Origin of the sequence: Amycolatopsis coloradensis, assembly GCF_001953865.1 — a bacterium.
Lineage (GTDB): Bacteria > Actinomycetota > Actinomycetes > Mycobacteriales > Pseudonocardiaceae > Amycolatopsis > Amycolatopsis coloradensis.
The window spans coordinates 132,130-157,812 of sequence record NZ_MQUQ01000011.1 but is presented as its reverse complement, the minus strand read 5'-3'; the positions used below and the strand labels follow the sequence as shown (position 1 = coordinate 157,812).

General features: G+C 66.9%; 21 protein-coding genes. 8 read left to right on the top strand and 13 right to left on the bottom strand.

Annotated features, from left to right (window positions below; translation table 11 throughout):
* Window positions 1-91: 91 nt before the first annotated feature.
* Both BS329_RS21020 and BS329_RS21015 read left to right on the top strand, forming a co-directional pair.
* Window positions 92-1,159: an SAM-dependent methyltransferase gene (locus BS329_RS21020; protein WP_076162956.1), complete on the top strand. Its 1,068-nt coding sequence runs from the start codon at window positions 92-94 to the stop codon at window positions 1,157-1,159.
* Window positions 1,160-1,161: 2 nt separating this feature from the next.
* Complete coding sequence (locus BS329_RS21015) at window positions 1,162-2,052, top strand: LLM class flavin-dependent oxidoreductase (protein ID WP_076162955.1); 891 nt, start codon at window positions 1,162-1,164, stop codon at window positions 2,050-2,052.
* A 13-nt stretch (window positions 2,053-2,065) separates the two neighbouring features.
* On the opposite strand, the gene BS329_RS21010 is transcribed toward BS329_RS21015, so the two are convergent.
* Window positions 2,066-3,865 carry a gamma-glutamyltransferase family protein gene (locus BS329_RS21010; RefSeq protein WP_076162954.1) on the bottom strand — a complete coding sequence of 600 codons (1,800 nt, stop codon included), beginning with the start codon at window positions 3,863-3,865 and terminating at the stop codon, window positions 2,066-2,068.
* A gap of 79 nt (window positions 3,866-3,944) precedes the next feature.
* Between BS329_RS21010 and BS329_RS21005 the strand changes: the two genes are divergently transcribed.
* Window positions 3,945-4,337 (top strand): RidA family protein, encoded by a 393-nt coding sequence (locus BS329_RS21005; RefSeq protein WP_076162953.1) that lies wholly within the window; start codon window positions 3,945-3,947, stop codon window positions 4,335-4,337.
* Window positions 4,338-4,341: 4 nt separating this feature from the next.
* On the opposite strand, the gene BS329_RS21000 is transcribed toward BS329_RS21005, so the two are convergent.
* The 5 genes from BS329_RS21000 to BS329_RS20980 form a co-directional block, all read right to left on the bottom strand.
* Window positions 4,342-5,319, bottom strand: a complete 978-nt coding sequence (locus BS329_RS21000; protein WP_076162952.1) for a hypothetical protein — start codon at window positions 5,317-5,319, stop codon at window positions 4,342-4,344.
* Window positions 5,319-5,789, bottom strand: coding sequence for a VOC family protein (locus BS329_RS20995; protein WP_076162951.1), 471 nt, complete (start codon window positions 5,787-5,789; stop codon window positions 5,319-5,321). Before BS329_RS20995 ends, BS329_RS21000 begins: the two co-directional genes overlap by 1 nt.
* Before the next feature lie 6 nt (window positions 5,790-5,795).
* A complete protein-coding gene (locus BS329_RS20990) occupies window positions 5,796-6,650 on the bottom strand; it encodes an aspartyl/asparaginyl beta-hydroxylase domain-containing protein (protein WP_076162950.1) in 855 nt (284 codons plus the stop codon).
* Between the two features lie 54 nt (window positions 6,651-6,704).
* Window positions 6,705-7,913 (bottom strand): ATP-grasp domain-containing protein, encoded by a 1,209-nt coding sequence (locus BS329_RS20985; RefSeq protein ID WP_076162949.1) that lies wholly within the window; start codon window positions 7,911-7,913, stop codon window positions 6,705-6,707.
* Window positions 7,914-8,165: 252 nt separating this feature from the next.
* Window positions 8,166-9,374, bottom strand: a complete 1,209-nt coding sequence (locus BS329_RS20980) for an MFS transporter (protein WP_244197239.1) — start codon at window positions 9,372-9,374, stop codon at window positions 8,166-8,168.
* Between the two features lie 25 nt (window positions 9,375-9,399).
* Between BS329_RS20980 and BS329_RS20975 the strand changes: the two genes are divergently transcribed.
* Together BS329_RS20975 and BS329_RS43465 are read left to right on the top strand one after the other, a co-directional pair.
* Complete coding sequence (locus BS329_RS20975) at window positions 9,400-10,002, top strand: CGNR zinc finger domain-containing protein (protein ID WP_244197238.1); 603 nt, start codon at window positions 9,400-9,402, stop codon at window positions 10,000-10,002.
* 232 nt (window positions 10,003-10,234) lie between these two features.
* Entirely contained in the window at window positions 10,235-10,390 is a 156-nt protein-coding gene (locus tag BS329_RS43465; protein ID WP_158075821.1) for a hypothetical protein, read from the top strand.
* Window positions 10,391-10,646: 256 nt separating this feature from the next.
* Here BS329_RS43465 and BS329_RS20970 read toward each other — a convergent pair whose 3' ends face one another.
* A complete protein-coding gene (locus BS329_RS20970; protein WP_076162946.1) occupies window positions 10,647-11,150 on the bottom strand; it encodes a hypothetical protein in 504 nt (167 codons plus the stop codon).
* A gap of 503 nt (window positions 11,151-11,653) precedes the next feature.
* Between BS329_RS20970 and BS329_RS20965 the strand changes: the two genes are divergently transcribed.
* Entirely contained in the window at window positions 11,654-12,025 is a 372-nt protein-coding gene (locus BS329_RS20965; protein ID WP_076162945.1) for a hypothetical protein, read from the top strand.
* 11 nt (window positions 12,026-12,036) lie between these two features.
* On the opposite strand, the gene BS329_RS20960 is transcribed toward BS329_RS20965, so the two are convergent.
* The 5 genes from BS329_RS20960 to BS329_RS20935 form a co-directional block, all read right to left on the bottom strand.
* Window positions 12,037-12,510 (bottom strand): hypothetical protein, encoded by a 474-nt coding sequence (locus BS329_RS20960; RefSeq protein ID WP_076162944.1) that lies wholly within the window; start codon window positions 12,508-12,510, stop codon window positions 12,037-12,039.
* A gap of 277 nt (window positions 12,511-12,787) precedes the next feature.
* Window positions 12,788-13,723, bottom strand: coding sequence for a YncE family protein (locus BS329_RS20955; RefSeq protein ID WP_143253138.1), 936 nt, complete (start codon window positions 13,721-13,723; stop codon window positions 12,788-12,790).
* Between the two features lie 246 nt (window positions 13,724-13,969).
* A complete protein-coding gene (locus tag BS329_RS20950) occupies window positions 13,970-14,272 on the bottom strand; it encodes a hypothetical protein (protein ID WP_143253137.1) in 303 nt (100 codons plus the stop codon).
* Between the two features lie 5 nt (window positions 14,273-14,277).
* A complete protein-coding gene (locus BS329_RS20945) occupies window positions 14,278-20,379 on the bottom strand; it encodes a golvesin C-terminal-like domain-containing protein (RefSeq protein ID WP_076162941.1) in 6,102 nt (2,033 codons plus the stop codon).
* 955 nt (window positions 20,380-21,334) lie between these two features.
* Complete coding sequence (locus tag BS329_RS20935) at window positions 21,335-21,931, bottom strand: response regulator transcription factor (RefSeq protein WP_076162939.1); 597 nt, start codon at window positions 21,929-21,931, stop codon at window positions 21,335-21,337.
* Window positions 21,932-22,143: 212 nt separating this feature from the next.
* On the opposite strand from BS329_RS20935, the gene BS329_RS20930 reads away from it, so the two are divergent.
* Complete coding sequence (locus BS329_RS20930) at window positions 22,144-23,769, top strand: flavin-containing monooxygenase (RefSeq protein ID WP_244197237.1); 1,626 nt, start codon at window positions 22,144-22,146, stop codon at window positions 23,767-23,769.
* Between the two features lie 4 nt (window positions 23,770-23,773).
* Window positions 23,774-25,186, top strand: a complete 1,413-nt coding sequence (locus BS329_RS20925) for an MFS transporter (protein ID WP_076162937.1) — start codon at window positions 23,774-23,776, stop codon at window positions 25,184-25,186.
* On the opposite strand, the gene BS329_RS20920 is transcribed toward BS329_RS20925, so the two are convergent.
* Window positions 25,179-25,679: a glycine-rich domain-containing protein gene (locus tag BS329_RS20920; RefSeq protein ID WP_208619246.1), complete on the bottom strand. Its 501-nt coding sequence runs from the start codon at window positions 25,677-25,679 to the stop codon at window positions 25,179-25,181. The genes BS329_RS20925 and BS329_RS20920 overlap by 8 nt on opposite strands.
* Window positions 25,680-25,683 lie beyond the last annotated feature (4 nt).

The window sequence follows — 25,683 nt, the reverse complement described above, 5'->3', positions numbered from 1 at the left end:
GGCGGTGTAGCAGGCCTGTAGCCCGGGCGGGCAGGGTCTGGACGACCGGCGCACCCGCCCGGTACCGGGAACCGCACGAAGGAGCCGCCTGATGTCCGTCACCAGCGATGTCCCCGTCGAGGAGGCCGTGCCGGTCGTCGACCTCTGGGACGACGACCGGGTCACCGCGTGGCAGGACTACCACCTGTCCGGGATGCCGGATCTGCTCTCCTCGCTGAACCTGTGTCACGCACTGCTGGCGCTCGCCAACTCAGGCCTGCTGGACCGGTTGCGGAGCAAGAAAAGCGTCCGTACGGACGAGCTGCTGGCCGGAATGGACGAACGCGTCGGCCGCGGTCTGCTGCGCTACCTGGAGGTGCGCGGGGTGCTCACCGAGCACGCCGGTGAGCACGCGCTGAGCCATCGCGGCGCGCTGCTCACTTCCGGGGTGGCCTTGGCCCGCTTGGGTTTCTATCTGGAGGCGTACGGCCCGGTGACCGGCCGGATGACCGACCTGCTCACCGGCGCGGCCACTTACGGCGTCGACGTCACGCGGGCGGGCGCGCAGCTCGGCAAGCATTCCGGCACGGTCTCCACCGCCTCCTACACCCCGACGGTGCTGCACGCGCTGCGGTCGCGTTCGGCTCGCACCCTGCTCGACCTCGGCTGCGGTGGCGGATCACTGCTCGTCGAGATCGCGACGCGGCATCCGCAGTTGCGAGGCGTCGGCATGGACCTCTCGCCGGACGCCATCGCCGATGCCCAGGCGCTGGCCGAACGGGCCGGAGTGGCCGACCGGATCCGGTTCGTCGTCGGTGACGCGTTCGCCCCCGGCACCTGGCCCGAGGACTGCCGCGAGATGGACGTGGTGTGCGGGGTCGGGGTGCTGCACGAGCTCTTCCGCGACGGCGACCAGGCCGTGGTGGACGTACTCGACCGGTTCGCCGCGATGCTTTCCGACGACGCCGTCGTGCTCATCGGCGAACCCGAGCTGCGCTATGACGACCGGGAGAACGACTCCGACTTCTTCCTGATGCACGTGCTCACCGCGCAGGGGATCCCACGCGACACCGCCGGCTGGTTGCCGGTGTTCGGGGCCAGCGCGTTGCGCTGCACCACCGTCTACGCGAACGCCGTCGCCGGTCCACGGACCCGGTTCTACGAGCTGGAGCGCCGGTAACCGTGCGGATCGGGGTGCTGATCCTGCCCGAGCGCCGCTGGTCCGACCAGGTGGCGCAGTGGCGTGCTGTCGAGGATCTCGGCTTCGACTCGGCGTGGACCTACGACCACCTCTGGTGGCGTTCACTGAGCGAGAACCCTTGGTACGGCGCCGTTCCGGTGCTCAGCGGCGCCGCGGTCGCGACCGAACGAGTGCGACTGGGCCTGCTGGTCGGCTCGCCGAACTTCCGCCATCCGGTTCCGCTGGCCAAGGACGCGCTGACCCTGGACGAGATGTCCGGCGGCCGGTTCACCCTCGGTCTCGGCGCGGGCTCCCCCACCGCGGGGGACGACGCCGTGCTGCGGCCGGAAGTGCCGGCCCCGGGCGAGCGTGCCGACCGGTTCGCCGAATTCGTCGAACTGACGGATCAGCTGCTGCGCGAACCGGTCACCACGTACCACGGCGAGCACTACCGGGCCGAGGGTGCGCGGATGATCCCTGGCTGTGTGCAGCGGCCGCGCCTGCCCTTCGCCATCGCGGCGACGGGTAGGCGCGGCATGGACCTGGCGGCGCGGTACGGGCAGTCGTGGGTCACCCTTGGCCCTGCCGCGCCCGGCGGCGTGTCCCCTCACGAGTGCGTGACGGAAGTCGTGCCCGCACAGGTGAAGGCCCTGGAATCGGCCTGCGCACGTGCCGGCCGCGACGTCGGCGAGCGGATTTTCGTGACGACCCCGGGTACCGGTGATCCCCTGGTGTCCTGGCAAGCATGCCTGGATCTCGCGATCGGATACGCGTCGGCGGGAATCACCCACCTGATCGTGCACTGGCCGCGAGAGTCCGGTGTGTACGCGGGCGACGTGAAGGTGCTTTCCGACATCTCACAGTACGCGCTGGAAAAAATCCACTCGCTGTGAGGGGTTTCGGGTTTCACCGGCAGATGGCGTAGGCCTGTTTGCCCCGGGGGCCCGCGCCCGCGCGCAGGAAGCCGTCCTCGCCGACACCCACCATGCAGACCTTCGATCCCATCGAGTACGGCGCGACCAGTTCGACGTCGTGGCCCCTGGCACGCAGGTCCGCGACCGCCTCGGGGCCGCAGTTGTCTTCCAGGACAACGGTTCCAGGACGGCAGCGGCGTGGAGTGAAGGACGGCGGGAAGTGATCGCTGTGGAACATGGTCGTCTCGGTCGCGGACTGGAGATCGGCGCCGAACTCGGTGACGGCGAGGAAGGATTCGAGTGTCCACACGTCTTGGCGGTCGCCGCCCGGGGTGCCGAAGGCCAGGTACGGTTTTCCGTCACGCAAGGCGATGGTGGGGCTCAGCGTGGTGCGGGGTCGTTTTCCGGGCATCAGCGAGTTGGGGTGGCCGTCCACCAGCCACAGGGTCTGGCCGCGGGTGCCGAGCGGGAAGCCCAGTCCGGGGATGACCGGTGAACTCTTGAGCCAGCCGCCGCTGGGGACGCCCGCTGCCAGGTTGCCGTGGCGGTCGGCCACGGCGACCGAGCAGGTGTCGCCGGATTTCACCATGGCGCGCAGGACGATCGTGGGCATCCCGCTCTGCAACTGGCCCATCCAGTCGGACTCGAAGGAAGGCGGCTCGTCCGCCGGCACGTCGGGCACCCAGCCCGACACCCCGCCGATCGTGCTGGGGGCCGGATCCGGCACGGCGTGTTCGCCGATCAGCGCGCGCCTGCGGGCGATCTGGGCGGGGTCGAGCAGGGCGCCGAGGCGGTCCGGGACGAAGTCGGGATCGCCGTACCAGGCTTCACGGTCGGCCATCGCCAGTTTGGCCGATTCGACGATCGTGTGCAGGTAGCGCCCGGAACCGGGATCCATGGCCGCCAAGTCGAGGTCTTCGAGCAGCGCGAGTTGCTGCAGGAACACGGGTCCTTGCGACCAGGGACCGGGTTTGTGCACGGTGAGGTCGCGGTAGCGCAGGCTCACCGGATCCTCGACCGTCGGGTGCCAGCGGTCCAGGTCGTCACCGCCGAGGAAAGCCCGGTGCCGGCGACCGGTGGAGTCCAAAACCGCGGTGCGGCCCAGGTAGTCGTCCATCGCCTCGGCGACGAATCCCCGGTAGAACGCGTCGATCGTCGCTTCGATCTTGGTCTCGCGGTGGCCTCGGGCGTGTTCGCCTTCGTCGACGAGCCTGCGTAGCGTTGCCGCGAGCTCGGGATTTCGCATCCGCGCGCCCACTCCGGGCGCCGCGCCGTGGTGCAGGAACGCGCGGCCGGATCCGGGCCAGTGCTCGGCGAAGAGCGGCACCAGGGCGGCGATGGCCTTCTGCGAGTCGGCGGGCAGCGGGAAACCGGTCTCGGCGTAGCCGATCGCCGGGGCCAGCGCGTCGGCAGCGCTGATCGTGCCGTGCTCGGCCAAAAGCCGTAGCCAGCCGCCGAACGCGCCGGGAACGCAGGCGGCCAGCAGCCCCGAGCCGGGGATCTGGTTCAGTCCGAGCCCGGCGAACGCCGCGGTGGTGGCGCTCCGCGGCATCGGCCCCTGTCCGCACACAACCGCCGTGCGGCCGGGTCGTGCCTCGTGCAGGACGATCGAGACGTCCCCGCCGAAACCGTTGGAATGAGGTTCGACCACTTGGAGTACGAACCCGGCGGTGACGGCGGCGTCGAAGGCGTTGCCGCCCCGTTCGAGAGCGGCCATCCCGGCGGCGGTGGCCAGCCAGTGCGTCGAGGACACCGCACCGAAGCCGCCGATCAGCTCCGGGCGCCCCGGCATCACGGTGTCACCGCCGCGGCGCTGCGAGACCGATCTGACTGTGCGAACCTTGATCGACCCCGATCGAAGGCGGTGGCTGATGGGATCACGGACCATCCTCTCCAGCGGGACGAAGACCGAGCAGGTCTTCGGATATTCGCGTGCCGTAAGGGCGGGCGACTTCATTTTCGTCAGCGGTACCACCGCGATGGGTCCGGACGGCCCCGTCGGAGAGGCCGACATAGTGGCGCAATCGGCGGAATGCCTGCGCCGTATCGAAGAAGCGTTGGCACATTTCGGAGCCGGGCTCAACACGGTGGTGCGCACCCGTGTGTTCGTCACTGACATCGATCAATGGCGCCGCGTCGGTGAGGCGCATTCGGCGCGCTTCGCCGAAATCCTGCCCACGACGACCATTGTCGGTATCTCCGCGTTGTTCGACCCTCGCCTGTTGGTGGAGATCGAGGCCGACGCCGTGCTGACGACCGGGTAACACGTCAGGCTGTCCGCTCGGCCGGGGTGGCCTGGAGGCGAGCCTGGATCTGCGCGGGTGCGTGGATCGCGATCTGCGCGAGAGTTTCTTCCAGGCGTGCCTGGCACCCCGCGACCGCGTCCTGCCACGGACCCGGCGCTTCCTCGTGCGGAAAGCCTCCGTCGATGCCGTTGACTGTGAGATCTTGTGCGATCGCCACGAGCCGCCGGGACAACTGAGTCAGTACCTCCGGCCAGGACACCGGGGCACGCAGGGTGAAGAAGTAGTTGTCGTAGATCAGGTTCAGCAACCGAGTGTTGCGGTGGCGGGTGGGCGACTGGCGCAGCAACGACACCCCGCCGGGTACCAGCCGGGCGGCGACGCTCTCGTGCACATGCCGATGAAGTTCGAGCGCCTCCGCGAGCGGCCGCCCGTCGGGCAGCAGGTCCGGCAACCCGTCGCGCCCGCGGAAGACCTGCCGTACCGGGCGGAAGTCCGGTGCCCAGCTACCGCTGAAGCCCGGGTGCTGACGGCGCATGCTGGGCCGGATCACCTCCTCGTAGACCGCGGTCGGACAAGACCCCGAGTAGAGCAGCATCGCGCAGTACCCCCGCACGTAGAGCGGAAGTGTCTCGGCGAGCTCCTCGGGCGCGATCCGGCCTCCGGCGTGGTCGTCGAGGGCCTGCGCCATCAGCACCCAGAGCACGAAGCTGACCTGATGGCCGGTGATCCACCGGAACCCGAACAGCTCGGCCGGATCTTCGGACCTGGCCAGGTGTTCCGTGGCGACGCCGCCGGAATTGATGGCGCGGATGCGGCGGCTGATCGCCGACGGCCACGCGCTCGGCACCCGGGGTGCGGCTCGGCCGAGCTGCCCGGCCGAATGCCGGGGCAGCGGCAACCCGGCCACGGGCAAGGTCAGCGGCTCCAGGCCGTAGCTCAGGCCGCCGTAGTCCCACGCCGGCGCGGCAGGCAACTCGGCGAACGGCGCGGGCGCGGTCATCACGAGCCTCCCGGTACGCAGGTGAACTCCAGCTCCAGACCATTGACGTCGTAGGCGTAGAAACTGTGCACGCCCTCGTCGTCGACCACGATGGGCGTGCTCCGCTCGGTCAGGGCGAAGGTGAACTCGCCCGAGTCGTAGAGCCGTTCCCAGCGCTCACGCAGCACGTCGAGGTCTCCTGGCGTGGACACCGCCAGGCACACGTGCTGGAACTGCACCAGGCTCTCGGTCGGCGGGATCGGCGGACGGCCGGGACGGTGGAACAGGTGCAGGCGCAGCGTTCCGACGCCGATCTCGACCAGCTGGGTGATCCCGGGCAGCCGGGAGTGGGTGAGTTCGGAGAAAGTGTCCAGTGACCAGGCGGGTTCGGCGCCGAGGAACGCGCGATACCAGGCGAGGGCGTTGGCCACGTCCGCGGTCTGCACTCCGACGTGATGGATACCGGTGACAGTAGTCGTCGCGGTACTCAAGGCGCTTCACTCGCCCCGGCGCAGGGTGCAGTGCTCCCGCAGCTTGGCGAGATGGTCGATGACCTCGGTGTCACCGCCGCGGCGGGCGATCTCGGTGATCGTGCGCCAGGAGAAGTCCTCACCACCGTCCTTCCGGTACTCCGTGCGCACCACGATGCCCGCCACCTGCGAGAGGGTGTCCATCGAGAGAACCCCGGAAAGGTTGTGCAGCGCCTCACGCTCGTCCTCGGTGATTTCCGGGCGCTCCACGATGTTCTCGGCCGGGATACCGCCGCTGGGACTCGCGGGGAAAGCGAACAGGTCGTCCTGGCTGGGAGCGTCAGCGAAGTCGAGGATCAGGTGATAGCGACGGGTGTCGGACAGCACGGCCGCGCTGTGCAGATGGGTCACGTCGAGCGACCACACCTGCCCGACGGGCATCCGGTAGATCGTGCGGTCGTCCATGAACAGGCACGTCTCGTCGGTGGCGAGCGGGATGTGGAATCGGTGCGCGGCCCTGGCCTCGATGGGGTCCTCGACGAACTCCACGAAGTCGCGATGCGGGATCAGCACGTTGTCGGTCATGAGCACCAAACGTGCGAAAAGCATGTGTTCGGTGTTGAACGAGCGAGTGATCAGTTCGTTGAGGTAATCGAGCTGAGTGCCGTATTCGGTGGGCACACAGGGAAGCGTGCGGTCGTAGTGCGCGATGACACCGTCGCCGACCTCCCCGCCGACCGACCACAGCATGCAACTCTTCCACGGCAAGCCGCTCTGGAACTCCCCGTACTGTTCGGCGAAGTTGAAGCCGTCGGTCGTCGCCAGGTCGTGATCCACGCGCTGCCGGTCGATGTCGATGTTCCCCAAGGTTTGTGTCTGCACGTCGAGGTCCTCTGGTCAGGACGGATAGGTCATCATTCACTCTGGCGAGGTGGACTACAGGGCGGCTACATCAGCCACGGCCGGCGCGGGCGGTACCTCCACGGCCAGCCCCATCGCGGTTCCCAGCCGGTCGACCGCGACGCGCAACTGCTCGTCGAGGGCTCGCGGGTCGTCGCCCCAACCGGCGACACATCCAGCACGGCCCTCCTCGCTGACCGGCGTGCGTACCCTCGCCCCCGGGCCGACGAACTGGCTGACCAGCCGGACATCGGGGAGTCCGGACACGACCGTCGCGGGCGGCACGAAGCGACGGACCAGCCCGGTGCCGACGAGGAAGCGGACCTGCGCGTGCGGAGCGCACGCCGGCGCCTCGGCGGCTCGCGGCAACTCGGCCGCCGCTCCCAGCGCGATCAGCGCCTGGGCACGGTAGAGGTCGATCCCACTCACCCGGCGGGTGAGCTCGGGCACGAGCGCCCCACCGGGCCGCAACGCGAATTCCAGCGGCGTCCACCGGTCGCCGTCGATCTTGAACTCCGCGTGGACGAGACCGTCCGCCAGCTTCAGCGCGGCCGCGATCGCGGCCAGCCGCGCCTCGGCCGCGTCGTGATCACGTGAACGACTCGCGTACATCGCCGACGTGGCGATGAATCCCCGTCCGCCCCCGTACTCACAGTCCACAACAGACACGAACACCGGTCGCCCGGCGATGATCACCGCGTCGACGCACACCTCACGTCCCGGCAGGAATTCCTCGATGACCGCCGTGCGTGACGGCGAGAGCGACCGCACCACGGGCCATTGCCTTCGCGCCTCGGCTTCGCTGTCAACCTCGAGCACTCCCGCGCTGCCCGCCGAGTCCACCGGTTTGAGGACCGCGCGTCCGGGGGTCTCGCCGTAGAACTCGCCGATGTCGTCCGGGCCGGTCACCCGCCGCCAGCACGGCACCGTGATCCCAGCCTGGGACAACAACTCTCGCTGCCGCCATTTGGATCGCGCGACTTCGGCTCGTTCCGTTCCCACGCCGGGAAGACCGAGCCGCTCGGCCACCTGGGCAGCGGTGGCCTGCGACGCGTCCGACAAGGTCGTCACGCCGTCGCAGCCGCGGACCAGCTCCACGATGCGATCGGCGTCGGCACTGCCGTCCCGCGCGTCCACCGGGTGAAAGACGTCGGCGAGCAGGTCATAGCGGGCCGGGGAATGCCCGTCGAACAGAAGCACCCGCACCCCCATCGCCCGCCACTCGGCCAAAGCGGCCTCACGCATCGGACTTGCACCGAGCACCGCCAGGCGCGCGCCTGAAACTGGAGAGAAGACAGTCATGCGCACGACAGTCGCAGCAGCGGATATACGCTCGCTACATCAGTCACCGGCCTGGGCGCACGACTTGCCGGGTCGCTTGCGCCGCGCAGACGGCACAGTGTATCGACAACATGTCAGGCGAGTGACTGGGCGGCACTGTTCGCCATATCATGGGTTCTTCCTCGTCGGGCGCGTCGCTCGACGACTCTCGACCGCTCATACACCGGACGTGCGCCCTTGAGGGGGCTCCGCCGCGACGTGGGCATGTTCGCGCCGTCGATGTTTCCGGGCAGTGAGCCGCCGATCCAGCAACGCGGTGGCGACCGCCGTCAGCGTGATCGCGGCCGTGCAGATGAGAAGTGCGTGGCCCCCGAGTTCAGCCGCGGCGCCAGCCAGGGCTGCCCCTAGAGCGGCCATCGCGACCTTCAAGCCGGCGCTGGTGACGAATACTTGTGCCCGGGCGCCTGGTGGTGCGTAGCGGGTGCGAGCGGTGAGGGTGGCGGTGAACGATGTCGCGTTCAGCAGTCCAAGCACGGCGAAGCCGGTAATCGCCGTCGGATAGCTCGTGGTGAGGGCACACAATACGGTGACCACGGCCAGGGAGGCGAACAACCGCACCGCCAGGATCTCTGGTTCACCCCGCAACGGCCACGCGGTCACCAATGCCGAGCCCGCAAGACTGCCCGCACCGTAGGCGACGGTCAGCGCCGCGCCCGCGGTGGCGGTGTCGTACAGCTCATGCCCCAGTGCCACGGCCACGACCGGCAAAGCTCCCAACTGGACCGCGGACAGCAGCGTCAGCACCGTCACCCGCCGCAGTGGCGGCACAGCCACCAAGCTCTTCAGTCCCGCCCTCAGCCCCACTGGGCCCCGATGCGCTGGTGCGTCACCGAGAGGCAACGTCAAGATCAGCGCGGACGCGACGAGAGTCGCCGCGGCCAGGCCCAGAACGGCGGCGAGCGGGCCGGTCAGGCCGGCTAGCCCCGCGACCGCGGCGGGACCCGCCGTTCCACCGATTCCGTAGGAGAGCGCATCCCAGCCTTGGTTGCGTCTACTCGCGCCCAGATCGTCCAACACGCTACTCAACCCGCCGGTCAGCAACGGCCCGCAACATCCCGCCACCCCGACGGCGAGAAGCGCCACGATCGCGGGCAACCGGGTGATCGCCAGCGCGCCACCCGACAAGGCGGTTCCGTAGAGCAGATAGGCCGCCGCGAGCAGGCGGGGCCGCTGTACCGCCTTGTCCAACCGCGCCGCCAGCCATGGACCCAGCAGGTGCGGCGCGTTGAGCGCGGCGATGAGCAGTCCGCCCATGACCGGAGGCAGACGCTGGTGCGCAGCGAGCAGAACGAGGCCGACCGTGGCGCCGCTGTCGGCACCGCGAACCAGCACCGCAGCCGTGAGATACCTGGCCAAACCGGACATTCTTCCTCCGTCACCCCACTAACAGGTGACGGCAACACTGGCACATGGCCAAGTCACCGGTCAATATGGTGACGTGTTCACCTTTCTCAGCGGCAGCCCGTGCCTGGATCTAACGACAACCCTGCAGGTCCGACACCAGAACAGCGCGCGAGAGCTGCTGGCTACTCCCGCCGACGTCACCCGCTGGTTGGAGCAGGCCGGCCTCGGCGCCGGAATCGCCGTCGACACAGAAGGGCTCCGTCGAATCATCGCCCTGCGCGAAGTCGTCAACCGTCTTTGCCGAGGGACCGGCCGGGCCGAGGACCGCGCCGCACTCAACGCCGCAGCGGCGTCTCCTCCGCTGATACCCCAGTGGACGGGTGACACCGTCGAATTCCGAGGCGATCTCCGGCAGGCCCTTTCCACTCTCGCCCGCGACGCCATCACCCTGTTGGCAGACAGGAAATCGGGCCGGATCCGAGAGTGCGACCACCCCGACTGCAGTCGGCTCTTCCTAGACTCCTCCCGCTCCGGCCGCCGCCGCTGGTGCGGAATGAGCAGCTGCGGAACCAAAGCGAAATCAGCTGACTATCGACGCCGCAATAGCGACCGGGCCCGCCGAACCGGGGACGATCTCCGCCCGGAATGACTCTTCACCTGCTGGCCGCTCGGTGATCGTGGTTGGTATACGCAGCACGGTCGGATGCCGAAACCATCCGCACACATCAGCCGCGCACCACCGTCGGGGGAAGCGGCGAAAATCGACCTGGCCGTGCGGAAGTCAGCGACCCATCGGGGCAGGGTCCGGACACCGATCCCCGGTTCGCGCGCCTTCGCCTCGTACCTATCCGCCGGGCGAATAAGCCACCCACGTCGCGCTGGTGCTGTCCAACCCCTGGTCCGGACTGCTGCAAGGCGCCGGAGAATACCTGCGCTACACCGCCGGCCGCCGCGGACTCGACCCCGACCGCGCCCGCGAACTACGGGAATTCCTCGACCGGTGGGACGGCCGGACACTCACCAGCAGCCGCCGCTGACTCAACGAGCCTTCTCAGGCCCGTTGAGTCGCTCGGGCGCGCATGTTCGCTCGCGTTCAGCATGGGTCACCCGCCGACGGTTTCTTCGTCCGGCAGTTCCAGACCGTGGTGTGCCAGTAACCGAGCCACCACATGCGGCCGGTTCGGCATCCTGCGCCGCAGGGCGGCCTTCGGCTGATACACACCTCGTCGGCACGACTATCTCCTCGGCCCCGTTTCCGGACCGGCACGCGCCGCGAGCAGCTACGGTCGCAGCTCAGCAGTTACGCGACACCGATTGCGCCCGCAGCGAGGAAGCTTTGTCGTTCCAGTCGTCACCGACGTAACTTTGATCGTCGTAGAACGCCTTGCAGTTGCCGGAGGTCTCGACGTGCTCGTACAGCCGAACGTAGGTGCAGCTCTGGTACGTCCGGAACGAGGACACCCAGTCGTTCCAGCCGTCCGGGAAGCTGCTCCAGCGGTATCCGTCCCCGTCACAACGAGCCTCCGCTCCTTCCGCTTTCAGTTCGACACTGGCACCCGTGTAGTCACGGTGCTCCCACATTTTGATCATGACTCTGGCGGCCCTTGCCGAATTCAGCCGATCCGCCTCCTGGCCGCAGCCATAGTTCTTCAAGTGGAGCTCCTGGGGCTGCCCGGGGAGCTTGGCGCCGGCCGGTGCGTAAATGGCCACACAGTCGATGCCCACGCTCGGTGCGGCCTGGGCCGAGGACAGTGGGGCCAGCAGCGACAGCGGCAGCGCACCCAACAGGACCGTCATTCTGGATTTCCTCATCGGAATAGGGTTCCTTTGCTCGACAGAATCGGTATTGGGCAAGAATGTGTGTTGCCCTACCGGAAAATCTACGAGCTGACACACGGTGCGGCCTCCCACGCGGGTATGACCCGGCTCCCTCCGTGAGGGGTTGCGAATCTCCATCGGATGGACCCTGGTTCCGGCAACGGTGCTCGCGACCGCGGTCTTCGTCGTGCTCGCCGTCGTGGTCCGGCGCCAACGTGCCCCTCTACCGCCAACTGTTGCACGCCGCCGCAACCGAGCCGGACCGCGTCAAACGAAGCGACGCCGCGCTGGCCAGAGCGAGTCAGAAAAGAAAAGAGCGAGGCCTACCGGTCAGGCACCGCGCCGCTCCTCGCAGAAACGAACATCGCGAAATTGCCGTCGAACTTGCCGGAGTGGGACGTCCTGATCACGCGAGCCCGTCGACGCTGACGACTCGCACGGTGGTAGGCCGGCCGCTCGCGTGATGCTGTGGAATAGAGATCATGAGGGCACACGAGGAGCTGAAGGATCCCTCGGTCGAGCCGGACCGACTGCGCCGGGCGATGGAGTTCGTGGACAACACCACCTGGCCCGCGTTCCCGATCCGGCGCGGCATCGATCTCGGCGACAAGGTCTGGCCCAGCCCGTCCCGGCACTGTCACGACGGCGCGACGGTCACCTTCCACGCCCACCGCATCTACCGGGGCGGGGCGGAGGTCGGCGGCGTCGACTACCAGGCCTGCCACGCCTGCCGGACAGCATTGCTCGGTGAACTCGAACTCACCCATACTGATGCCCGCCGACGCGGGATGGGCACCCGGTCCTGGACCGGATTTCGTGGTTATCTCGTTCCTGAGGCTGGCAGCTATCTGTGAGCTTCAGGTTGTCAGCCGGTCGACGGTTCTTGAAGTTCGTTCCACTGCTCGTTTACGACGACCTGTGCTGGAAGCACCCGCACGAGCGTTCGGCCCATCTCCGGATCGTGGTCGCAGACAACAGACCTGTATCCGTCGCGCCAGTCCAGCAGCAGCGATGTCGTCTGGTAGCCGCTCGAGGTGTCGCCACTGTGTGTGAGCCGCACGGCGCGTAGGTCAACGATGGGAACGGTCCACGCGACCGCGCGGCTTTCCAGCCGCACCTGCGTCTCGGTGAACGCGACCACTCGCACCACGTACCGGCTCTTGATTAGGCCGACGCACACGGTAAGCACGAACAGGCCACTGAGAATGAGCAGCCCCAACGGATGCAGAGGACGGGAGAACAGGGTCACCCCTAACCCGGTAAGCCACAACAGCGCGAATCCCACCACGGTGGCCGGGAAATAAGGGACCTCGTACCGCACCGACTGCTCCGAGCCCATTCTCACACCATGACCGCTTTCTCGCGAGAGCACAACCACTGGTCAGTAACTAGGCATTACCGAAGCCGCTGCGTCCTACCCCGGCGCGTGAGACCGCGACGGGCGACCCCGCGCGCTTACACGGAAAACATGACAGAGCCTCGCCTCCGCGCGTCAAGCGCCCGGCTGAGCCGGGTGATCAAGGGGCTTGGGTAAAGGCCGAAAGTGGCTGGGTGCCGTCGTCGACGTCCCCAAGGGTTCAGCCACCACGAATGCCGATACCGCCTTGGAAAACCCGTCAGTCGATCGGGTTCCGCTCGACTTCCAGGTGCGGTTGTGGTTCGTTGCCGTACCGGGTGATCATGAACAAGCGGCTTTGGTCTTGCGACCAGGCCAGCCCGCGCGGCTGAATCGTCTCTCCGGTGTCGAGGGAGATCGTGTTCGCCGGCGCCGCCCCGCCGATCTGGAATACCTGCACGTCCTTGTCGTCCGAGGTCAAGGCACCGGTCGCCACGTGGCCGCTGTCCGGGGACAGGGACACCGCGGCCGGCCGGGGCCGGGTCGCATACGCGCCACGCCGCGCCAGGTCCGCGGTCGCGAACGCTTCGACGCGATCGCGAGAACCCGCGGCACTGAACAGCGTCGCGCCGTCACCGGCGACGTCCAGATCGGTCAATCCCGCGCCAACCACGTCTCCCGACGAGCCCGCGGTCAAAACGTCGCCCGCTACTGCGTAGACCTGCACCAGTGATTGGCTCAACGAAAGTTGTCCGGCGACCAGCGGTCCGGTGTCAGCGCTGGAAGACGTCAGGAGCGGAGCTCGCTGGAACCGCGTTCCGCCCTGCAAGTCGCCCCGCACGGGCGGGGTCGCGGCCGGGTCCAGTCTGCCGATCTTTCCCGACCAGTTCCCGTCTTCGCAGCCGTAGCCGAACCATACGACGGGACCCGTGCGGGCCAGGTGGGTCGGGCAGGTACCCGCCCCGGTCGAATGCCGCGTGGTCTCGGTCAACGTCGTCGTGTCGATCACCGAAATGCCGTCGCCCGCCGACAACGCCACGTACAGTTTCGTGCCGTCGGCACTCAGCTCCAATCCGTCGGCACCCGGCTGATTGACGATCGTCGATCGCACCCGGCCGGTGAAGTCCGCGACCACGACCCCGTTCGAAGACGCACCACCGGTGATGAACACCTTCTCGCGCACGCTGTCCACAAGTACATCGCCGAATCCTGACAATGGCAATTCCTGTCCAGCGGATACCGCCGGTGCCACCATCACCGGTGTCGCCGTCACCAGCGCCGCGCACCATCCAGCCAACCGTCCCCAGCGCATACCCAACCTCGACTTTCTCGGTCACCTCATGATGAATACGGTAAAGAATCCACGACAACTCGAAATCGGTTCACCAAGACGTACTCGCGCGTTGATCACACTGCGAAGGCGAGGATGCCCAGCTGGGCTCCGGCGCCGAGCCATAACCCCTCAATCCGGGTTCACCGCCACACAGTCGATGACCAGGTCGTACAACTCGTGGCCGGCGTCGTAGATCTGCTGACGCACCGGCTCCTTATAGGCATCGGCGGCGGACTGAGTCACCGGTACGATGTCGACCAGCACGTTGGCCGCCAGCCGCGGAATGGCGTCGGCGTTACTCCACTCTCGCGCCGCCTCGCGAAGTACCTCTACCAATTTCTCGTAGTATGCCTTTTGAAATCCCTCATTCGACCGCAACGCGACGATGAAGTCGTCCCAGCTTTCCGCGAGCCGATCCGTGATACCTGCCACTGTAGTCATACCCTTCCCAACCAGGTGATCGCCTCTGGGGGAATGAAGCCCTCGATGAGGACCTCCTTGGAGGCTTCCCCCAGCCGGTTCGCAGTATGCCCCCTGATACCTGCGCGATCACGTGCGGCCTGGGTCGACGCATCGGTCACTCGACCTTGAACCTTGTCCAGATCGATCGCCACCGCTCTGCCCTCGTTCCACTTCTTCACCACTTCGAGGCTCCGGGTCGTGGAGATGTACTGCGACCGCCAGCCGGCTTTGCTGCCGTTGGAGAGGTGCCCTCCCGGCTTGTAGGTGGCGTCCGGATTCTTGGCGGTCAGCCCCTTGGCAGGGTCGTCCGTGGAGTTCAAGTTCCGGTAGACGGTGTTGTCACCACCGCCCTTGGTGGCGCTGCTTCCGCCGCCGTTGGCCGCCTTGCCGCCGCCAGACCCGCTGCCCGAGGACTTCTTGCCAGTGGACGCGGTGCCGCCCGCTTTGCCTCCGCCACCTCCAGATGGTTTGCCGGCGCTGGAGCCGCCTGCTTTCGGAGCGGGCTTCGGCGCGGGTGCGGCCTTCGACCCGTTGGCTCCGGCGTCGGCCGCCTTGCTCGCCGTCTTCGCCGCGCCTTGTCCCGCGCTCGCGGCCTTGGCCCCGCCCTGCGCGGCTTCAGCACCCTTGACCGCATACTTGCCGGCCTTGACCGCGGTGGCGCCCCATCCGGCGAACGGGACCGCCGAGGCCGCCGACAACGCCGCGTTGGCGTGATCTCCCTCGGCCAGGTACCAGGCCGCGTTCGCGAGGTCCGCGGCCTCGCCGACCACCGGGATCACTCCGGCGACGTCCAGTGCGGCGTGGCCGATCTCCTTCGCGTTGTCCTTGACCCAGTCCACCGCGTCGTCGAACCAGCCATGGCCGTCGATCTCCACCTGCGACAGCGGATTGCCCGCGCCGAAGGCGTAGCGGTTGTTCGTCCACGGATCGGTCGTCAAGCTCAGATCCGTGAGCGCCCCGTTGTAGAGGTCCAGGGTCAGGAACCGGTTCAACCCCGGCGAGTAGTCACGGAACCCCATGTCGTAGGTGCCGGAACTCTTGTCGTGGCGCGCGGTGTTGAACCGGTAGGAGTTCTCCTCCGGCTTGTCCGGGTTCGCCTGGTCGGGCTTGTCCGCCCCGGAGAATTCCTTGTCGTCGTCCTTACCGTAGGCGGTGTACCCGTAGGTGGACTTGGTGTCGCCTTTCGAGTCGGTGACCTGCTCGACGTCGGAGTGCGGGTTGAACCCGTACACCGAGTCCTCTTCCGAGCCGTCGTCCTTGAACTTCACCTGCGCGAGCAGCTCGCCGTCGTTGGAGTACTGGTAAGCCTTGCGCAGTTTGCCGTTCTCGTCCTCGGTGAGTACCTGGTCCGAGAGACCGAGGTAGTGGAAGGCGGTGGTCTTGTCGCCCTCGACCTTCGTCTGCTGGCGGTCGAGGGGGTCGTAGGTGTATTTCGTGGTCTTCGAAGCGGCGCCCTCGTCCTTGACGTGTTCGGTTTTGCGGTCGAATCCGTCGTAGGTGTACTTCTCCAGCTGTTTGCCGGACTGCGTCACCTTGAAGAGGCGGCCGAAGGCGTCGTAGTCGTAGTTCGCCGTCTGGCCGTCGGTGGTCGAGGACACCAGCCGGTTCCGGTCGTAGTCGAAGCTCGTGCGCTTACCGCTGACCGTCTGATCCCAGACATTGCCGTTGTCGTCGTGCTTGTACTCTTCGGTCCGCTCGCCGTCACCGCCGTTTTTGGTGACCTTCCGGACGCGGTCTCGCGGGTCGTAGGTGTACCTGGTGTCGTTGTTGATCGTCGCGCCGTGGTTGTCGGCGTTCTGTTTGCGGCCGTCGTCCCGGACCCGGTTGGAGTTCGAGTCGTATTCGAGGTTGTGCTCGGTGACGACCGCGCCGTCCTTCTTCTTCTCCAGCTGTTTACGTGACAGGCCGTCGAGGTAGTAGGTGTGGTCGACGGTGTTGCCGTTGCTCTTGACCTGACGCTGGATGTGCCCGCGTTTGGTGTATTCGAAGGAATTGACCTTGCCAGGGTCGCCGTCGTTCTTCTTGTTCGTGACCTTGGCGACCAGATCCCGGGTGTTGTACTCGTAGCTCGACGATTTGTCGTCGTATTTGGTGAAGGTCAGGTTGTCGTTCTCGTCGTAGGCGTAGTCGGTGGTGTGCTTGACCGCGCCGTCCTTGAGTTCCTCGACCTTCTTGGCCAGATTCACCGCGTCGTAGCCGATGCGGTAGGTGTCGACCGGGGTGTTCGGCGAGGAGTCGGTCAGCTCGACTAGATTGTCGTTCGGGTCGTAGCGGTGACCGAACGTCTTGCTCTCGTCATCCACATCGGACTTGTTGTCCCGCACCAACTGCACCGCGTCCGCGGTGAGCGTGCCGTTGGCCTTCCCGGCGAGTGTGACGGTCCGTGTCTGCTTCGAGGTCAGCGGGAACTTGCCGAGGCTCACCCACTCACCGGCGCGTTTGCTCTGGTCCACCTGGACCGTGCTGGCGCCCCGGTCGTGCTCCACGGTGTAGGCGGCATCGGTGGCGCTGCCCCCTGGGTAGCGGACGAGTACCTCGTAGACGCCATCGGCGGGCACGCTCGTCTTCCAACTGAACGACTTGGCCGCGTCGCCACCGTCGGTGGTGTGGTACTTCGTGCCGTGGAAACCCTTGTCCGAGTCGGCGGTGCTCCAGTCGCCGATGGCCTGGGTGCCCGTCGGGCTGGAGTTGTCGAGCACCACGACATCGCGACCGACCGGTGCGCCGGCGTCCGTGCGCTTGCTGAGCTTGCCGTCCGGGAAGTACTCCCAGGTCTGCACCCGCTGCGCGCCACCGCCCGCGCTGGTCATCGTACGGTTCGCCTGCTGGCCGGTCGCGGTGTAGTCGTAGCTGGTCTTGATGTCCCACGAATCGGTCGAGGTCCGCAGCCACCCGTTGTCGAAGTAGGACTGTTTCGTGATGTTGCGCACCGATTCGCCGTGCGAAGGCGGCGCGCTGATCTCGACCACACGACCGACCTCGTCGTAGGAGTAAAGCGTGCCGACCGGCGTCTTGTGCTCGGCGTCGTCGGGGTCGTAGGGCAGGATCTCCTCGCGGACCCGGTTCAACTCGTCGTACACCGTCTCCGAGACGAAGTCGTTCGGCTTGTCCGGCGTGTCGACTCCACGCGGATTGATCGTCCGCGTCAGGTTGCCGACCTGGTCGTATTCGTAGTGGGTGGTGAAGTACCGGAGGCCGCCGTCGTCGCTGTGCGGGGACCGCACCTCCCGCTGCATTCCCCGCTCATCCAAGTCGATGAGGGTTTCGTTGCCGTCTTCGTCGGTGGCCGCCACGACATTCCCGTCGCGGTCATAGCGGGATTTGCTCGAGTGGCCGTCGGCGTCGATGGTCTCGACGACCTGATGGTTGGCGTCGAAGCGGTACTTGGTCGTGTAGTCGTTCGGGTCCGCGGTCTTGTTCTTGCGGCCGTCGACCTCCTTGACGAGATTGCCGACGTCGTCGTACTCGGCCGTGACCCGGTTCGCGTTGACGTCGGTGACCTGCAGCACGCGGTTGAGCTGGTCGTAGACGAAGGTGTAGGTGAAGTCGTCCGGGTCGGCCGAGGTCAGCGTGCCCTTGGGCTGGGTCTGCTTGAGCAGGTTGCCGACCGCGTCGTAGGTGAACGCGGTCATCTTCTCCGGCCCGCCGGGCTCGTCCTTCGGCGAATAGGTGGCGACCTGCTGATCCATCTGGTCGAAGACGGTCCGGGTGACGGCGCCGTTGGCGGCGGTACTGCTCACCACGTTGTCGTTGCGGTCGTAGCGCGGACCCGGGGTGACGATGAGGGTTCCGGTCGCTTCGTCCTTCGGTTCGCGGGTGTCCAGCGGCCGTTTGAACACGTCGTAGGTGTAGCTGCTCGTTTTACCCCGCGCGTCGGTGACCGTGGTGACATTGCCGACGTCGTCGTAACGATAGAACGTCGTGCAGCCCAAGGCGTCCGTGATCAGCCGTGGATAGCCATTGGGGTCGTAATCACCATAGACGGTGGTGTGCCCGTTGGCATCGGTCTGATTGATGAGATGACCGAAGCCGTCATAGGAATACCGGGAGGTGTAGTCGTTCTGATCCGGGGTGCCGGTGCCTTTCGGGTCGGTGACGGAGAGAAGGTTGCCCTTCTCGTCGTACACGAAGGCCCACTTGCGGCCCTCCGGCGTGACCTTCTCGGTCAGGTCGGCGACATACCCGTTGAGAGCCGTGCGATACGCGAGCCGAGTCGCGGGGCCATCGGCCCGGTTGGCTTCGGCATCCTTGATCTCCAACGGGAACCCGGTCTTCTGGTCATAGACCCAGCTCTGGGTCGCCCCGTTGTTCTCCACCAGCCGGACGACGTTGTTGTCCTCGTCCCAGTGCAGCCGGATGGTCTCGTTCTTCGCGTTGGTGATCCGTTCGGCCCGCCCGTACCCGTCGATGAGCGTCCTGGTCGCATGACCATTGCGGTTGACCAACGTGGACTCGATCTTCGAGCCGGTGTCACCGTCAGCGTCGGTGTACTCGAACCCCGATTTCGCGCCGCGCCGGTCGGTTACAGTGCGGACATTCCACTTACGCAAGGAGTCGCCGGAATCGGTGAAGTAATCGATCCTGGTGGTGCCGCCATTGGGATCGACCACCGACAGCAGCTTGCTGTTCGCGTCGTCGTAGAAGAAGGTGAACGGCTTGGCGCCCGGGTCACCCACGCCGTCGATGACCTCGCCGAGGTAACCGCGATCGGTGTAGGTGAAGGCGACCGACCGGCCGGAGACGTCCGTAATCGACTTCAGCTTGTTGATGATGAGCAGGTTGTCGAGACTGGTCCCGGTCAGCTTCTTGCCACCGAGGATGTAGGAGAAGGCATCTCCTCGCTGGTAGTAGTCCAAGGTCAAGGTCTGCCGACCGGTGGCGTCGGTGATGTGTTTGAGCACGCCGGTGTTGCGGTTGCCCAGCAACGCGCGTTCGTAGGTGAACGACATCGTGTTGCCGGACTTGTCCACTGTGGACGTGTGATATCCCTGACCGTCGAAGAAGAACTGCGTGCGCTCGGGCGTGGTGAACACCCAGCGGCGGTCCTCCTTTCCCTCGGACAGATACTGCAGGTACAGATGGACACCCGCCGGGCTGTCGTAAGTCCAGTTCTTCGAGTTTCCGCTGTCGTTCTTGTTCAGCTCGAACACATGGCTGGTGCCGTCGCCGTCGACAAGGGTCACCGTGGTCGGCCAACCGAGAATTCCCGGCAGGAGGCCGCCGAATTCCAAAGGTGTGCCGAGCCTGTTCAGCGTGGACGTCGTGACCGACCAGCCGTAACCCGCGTAGGCGTCGGAGGTGTCGGAGGTGTTGTGCGACAGCCGGACGAAGCTGGCTTGTCCTCGGCTCGGGTTGGACAGCACATCGAAGTTCCATACCCCGTTGCCGGAGAACTGGTTCACGGACAGGTTGCCGCCCGCGCCGGTGGCGACCCCGCCGTAGGAGTAGAACTGCTCGAGACCCAACTGGTCGGACGTCGGTTCTTCGACCCGTACGTCCTGGTCGTGGGTGGGGACCCCGGCCGTGTCGGACAGCCAGCTCCTTTTCTTGGTGTCGTAGACGTCCCAACGAAGGATGAACTGCTCCCGCTCATTGCCGACATCGGCGAGGGCGAGCGCCTTCACTTTCGCGTCGAGAACCAAACTCGAACCGGGCTGCAGATCCGACGGCATCCGCGTGTCCAGCCGGTTTCCCGCCGTCGCGTCGTCACCGTCGGGCAAAGTCCAGTGATAGGACAGCACCTGGCTGTCGGCCAGAAATGGTGCCTGGGTGGTATTCGTCAGCGTGACCCGGACCGGGTACTCGTCACCGGGAATCATCCGCCGGGGCGTATCCCGTGCCGAATAGCCTTCCGCGGCCTGCTGTGCCTGTACCGGCCGACCGTCCGGCGCCTGCGCCGGAGCCCGGTTCGGCGGCTTCGCGGCGGGCGTGATCGGGCACCGCGCAGACGGTGGCGCCGCCATTCGTGCCACCTGCGCCTGTTCCGGCATCGCGGCCACACTCTGCGGCGGCGTCACTCCGACGAGCACCAGCGCCGCCAGCGAACCGATCGCCCCGAATCGAATCAACTTCGACATCCCCCAGCGTCCTTTCAGGGGCCACCCGGCCCCCAAGTCCGGTTCAAGCAGGCCGGCGGACACGCACCAGCCCACGCGAAACGTAAAAGATCCCCACAGCAAAATGCGCTGCCTCAGCGCTCCAGGACTCCCCGACAGACCCTGGCCCTCCCGGGCGTCAGCCAGTGAACCACCAACCGATCACCAAATGCGATAGTCCGTATGGGTGGGTTCGCCATTACTACACGCGATATCTTCAGCGCTACGAATAACGTCTTCCTTCTGGCCGGAAAGACGTCGATTTCGCAGTCAAGCGAGACTTCCGCTGGACCGGTCGCCAGCCGGGCAGCGGTACTCAGTGGCAGTCAAGATCACCGCCATGACCGCCGGCTGACCGGTTCGAGGAGTGGCTCACGATTCCAGCACTCGCGTCCGGGCGGTTGCCAGACTCCACGGAACTCAATTCCGGTCGACAGGAGTGGAGGGCACGACACAAGCCGCTAAGTTTCCCCGGGTTGTCCGGTGCCACCCTGGTACGTGCGATGTGGTCGGCGCGATCGCCGCGCGGAGTCAGTACAGGCCGCAAAGCCTGCTCTGCTACCCGGCGAACACGCCGATCCCGCCCCTCGTCACGCCGCTAGCGCAGCACCTAGGCTGCCCGGCCTGCCCTGCACCCACCAGAACGACCTCGCCGAACATACCGCGGCGATGGCCGCGCGGCTGCAGACCGCCCACGACGGACACCTGCGGCGCCTGGCCGGGCCCTTATACCAAGCGACCGATGAGCTGGCCGAGTGCACCGACGAGATCAGCCGGAGCGCCGACCACCTCGCCCGCGTCCGAGTAGCCCGGAGAGCGATCCTGGTGCACCACCCGCGGGCTGCGCCAACACCTGGAATTACGACCGGCTCGACAGACTGCACCATCGACTTTCACGCCGCTCACGACTGAGGCGGGGGCGCCGGCCGAGGCGATGTCAAAGCATGAAGCCGCAACGGAAACCCTGCGCGACCGCCTGCGCGCGATCGCGTACGCCGAGCTTGCCGAACAGGCTACGGACATGCGTTTTGATGGTGTTCCCGGACAGGGAGAGCTCGCGGCCGATCTCCCCGTTGCTCTTTCCCTCACTCAGCCCGTGAAGCACTTGGAGTTCACGTTCGCTCAGTTCTACGCCGGACGTCGAGGATTCTCGCGGAGCGGGGATCGACACTCTCGCCAGTGTGGCGGCGAGCACGGCGATGACCTCGGGGCGCGAGGCCTCCCAGCGTAGATAGCCGCGGACACCGCTGGCGATGGCGGTCACGATGGCCGGTATGTCGTCCGGTTCACCGAATACGACGACGTTGGCGCCGGGATGGGCCGCGATGAGCAGCCGGGCGGATTCGAGGCCGTCCGGCGCGGCTCGCCGGGTGCCGATCAGGACCAAATCGGCACGTACACGGGAATATCGGATCGAGAGCTCGTCGGCGCGCGCGACGCAGTCGAGATGTTTGACAGCGGGCACGGCGGCCACCGCGCGGGTGAGGCTTTCCCGGACGTCACGCCGGTCGTCACAGATCAAGACCCTGGTCACCGGATTGCCCTCCCCTGCCCGAACAGACTGGGCAGCACTCGTGGCGACCAGCGGGACGGGCCGATGACTCGTTCCACGGCATCAGCGTAGCGCAGGGGAAGTCACTGGACTTCAACAGTCGGGTGACCGATCTGTCCAGAAGATCCTTTTTGCGGGTAGGGTCGGCCGGACGGACAGGGAAAGCGCTTCGGAGGCGTGTGAAGGAGGACCCCTTGGGTGACCGCGGGCGGATCGACTACGACGTCCTTGTGATCGGAGCCGGATTCGCCGGGCTGCATATGCTCTCCGAACTGAAGAAGGCAGGATTCCGTTGCCATGCCTACGAAACCGGTAGTGGTGTCGGTGGAACCTGGTACTGGAACCGATATCCCGGCGCCCGGTGTGACATCGAGAGCGTCGACTACTGCTTCCTCCATGACCGGACGCTGCACCGCGACTGGGTCTGGAGCGAGCGGTTCGCCGCCCAGCCGGAGATCTTGCGCTACGCCGAGCACTTCGCGGACCGAGCCGGGCTGCTGCCGCTCATCACGTTCGAAACCAGGGTCGTGGCCGCGGACTTCGACGCCTTGGGCGGCGTCTGGTCGGTGCGCACCGAGCACGGGGACACGGTGCGGACCCGGTTCCTGGTCACCGCCGTCGGCTGCATGTCCGCTGCGCACACACCGGAAATCCCGGGGATTTCGAGGTTTCGTGGCGAAAGGTTCCATACCGGCCGCTGGCCACACGAACCGGTCGATCTCGCGGGCAAACGCGTCGGGATCATCGGCACCGGCTCGTCGGGTATCCAGGTGCTCCCTGAGATCGCCGAGCAGGCCGCCGAGGTCGTGGTTTTCCAGCGGACACCGAACTTCAGCGTGCCCGCGGGAAACCGCCCGCTGACCGAAGCCGAGCAGGCCGCCGAACCCGCGAAGTACGACGAACGGGTGGCTCTCGCGAGCACGACCCGGTTCGGGCACGTGGTGCCGGGCACCGGGAAACCGATCCTGGACACCGGCCACGGCACCCGACTGGCCGTGCTGGAGGATCGCTGGGCCCTCGGGGGGACGTCGATTGTGGCCGCCTTCACCGACACCGGGCGCGATCTCGAAGCGAACGCGCTGCTGGCCGATTTCGTCCGGGACAAGATCCGCGCCACGGTGACCGATCCCGAGACCGCGGAACAGCTGGTGCCGAAGGGGTACCCGATCGGCACGAAGCGGCTCTGCGTCAGCGACGGCTACTTCGCCACGTTCAACCGGGATCACGTGCGGCTGGTGGACCTTCGCGCGGAGCCGATCGAGGAAGTCACCGCGGACGGTGTCCGCACCACCGGCGAGACGTTCCCCCTCGATGTGCTGGTCTTCGCCACCGGGTACGACGCGTTCACCGGAGCGTTGACGCGGATGAACATCACCGGACGGGACGGTGTGTCGCTGACCCGGCAGTGGGAGAAGGGGCCGAAGAGCTATCTCGGTCTGGCGGTCGCCGGATTCCCGAACCTGTTCACCATCGCCGGTCCCGGCAGCACGATGGTGTTGTCGAACATGCTCCGGGCGATCGAGCACCACGTCGGCTGGATCAGGGACCTGCTGGTAACGCTGCGCTCGGCGGACCTGCTGACCGCGGAGGCCGAGGCGGATTCCCAGGAGGACTGGGCTTGTCAGGTGGCCGCGGCCGCGAGCCGGACGCTCTACCATCACACCGACTCCTATTACTCGGGTGCCAACATCGACGGCAAGGCGCGGGTGTTCATGCCGTACTCGGGCGGGCTCGACGTCTACCGCCGCATCTGCGACTCCGTGGCCGCGGATGGCTACCGCGGGTTCTCCCTGTCCCGCGCGAGCGAGCCTGGCCGGTGACGCGATGAGCCATCAGGAAACCGCTCCGCTCGGGCGCGCCAAACACCCGATGCTCTCGTCCCTCGGGCTTGGTGTCGTGCTGCTGGCCACGCTGCTACCGATGATGGACTCCTTCATCGTCAACGTCGCGCTGCCGACGATCGCCGGGGATCTGGGCGCGGGCAACGCCGATCTCGAACTGGTCGTCGCGGGCTACGGCATCGCGTTCACCTTGCTGCTCGTACTGGGCGGACGGCTCGGTGACGCGTTCGGGCGGCGCCGGGTGCTGATGTTCGGGCTGCTGGGGTTCGTGCTCACGTCGGCGTTGTGCGCGCTCGCTCCGTCCGCGGGGTGGCTGGTCGCCGCGCGGATCGCGCAGGGCGTCACGGCGGCGCTGATCCCGCCTCAGGTGCTCGGCACCATCCAGGCGGCCGTCGCGCCCGAACGCCGGGCCCGCGCGATGAGCCGGTACGCCGCGGTCAGCGGACTGGCCGCGATCCTGGGCCTTCTCCTGGGTGGCGTCCTCCTGCAGGTGGATCTCTGGGGCATGTCCTGGCGTCTGCTGTTCCTGATCAACCTGCCGCTCGGGCTGGCCGCCGCGGCGTTGACCTGGTTCCTGGTACCCGAGTCCAGGTCGGATTACCCGGTCGGCGTCGACCTGCGGGGTACGGCGCTGCTCGGCGCGATGGTGCTGCTGGTACTCGTGCCGGTCAACCGCGGCCCGCTGCTCGGCTGGCCGTGGTGGGCGATCGTGCCGCTGTTGCTGGCGCCGGTGGCCGCTGTCGTTCTGTGGCGCACGGAGAAGCGGGTGGCCGGGACCGGCATGGTGCCGCTCCTGCCGCCCGCGGTACTCACCGAGCCGCGGGTGCGTGGCGGCCTGCTGATGCTCGGCCCCTTCCTCGCCGCGTGGGGCGGTTTCCTGTTCGCCCTGCCCTTGACGTTGCAGCACGGGTTCGGCCTCTCCCCGTTGTCTGCGGGGCTGGCCGTGGTCCCGATGTCGCTGGCGTTCTTGATCGGTTCGTTCACCGTTCCGCCGCTGCGTGCCAGGTTTGGCGCCAGGGTCGTTCCCGGTGGCGCGCTGGTGCAGGGACTCGGCGTGGCCTGGCTGCTCGCCGCGTTGCCGCTGGGCTGGCTGGGTGGTGCTGTGTGGACCGCGCTGCCGGGGCTGGCGCTGATCGGGTTCGGGCAGGCCCTGGTGGTGGGCGCCGCGAACATTTCGGTGCTCGGCGCGGTGCCCAGTGCCTACGCGGGTGTCGGGGGCGGAGTGCTGGTGACCACGCAACAGGGGTCGATGGCCGTCGGTGTGGCCGTGTTCGGCACCGTGTTCTCGGTGGCGCTGAGCCACGGCCACGCGACGGCTTTCGGGTTCGTCCTGGTGGCCCAGCTACTCACCTGCGCCGCGGTCTCATACGTCTTCCGCGGCAAGGCCGTCAGCTGACGGCCGCCGCGTCGAGTTCGGCGATCTGCTCCAGGGACATGCCCAGCTCCTCGACCAGGAACCGCACCATCGTCCAGTGAGGCAAAGCGCCTTCGTCGAATGGGCCGAATTCGCTGATATACAGGGGAATCCAGCGCAGCGCCTCGGCCGCCGCCTGTTCTCGGGGCGGTTCCTCCTGGTACTCGCCGTAACTGATGCTGCGGTGCTCGATGAAGAAGCGCCCGGGAAGCCGCCCGCACACTTCCCGGTACTCGCTGGTCTGCAGGATCAGGTAGTGCCAGATCTCGTCGATCTCCTGCTCGACCGGGAGGAACAGACCCGCGAGTTCGTCTTGGTGCGCGGAGACCAGATAGAGGTAGCGGAGACATTCGAGTGTTTGCCGTTCCACGTACTCGACCGGTTCGCCGGTCTTTACGGTGAAGTATTCGACCACCTCGGCGTACAGCGGCTCACCGAGCAGAGAACGCAGGTCGGACTCGGAGACAAGAGGCACGATT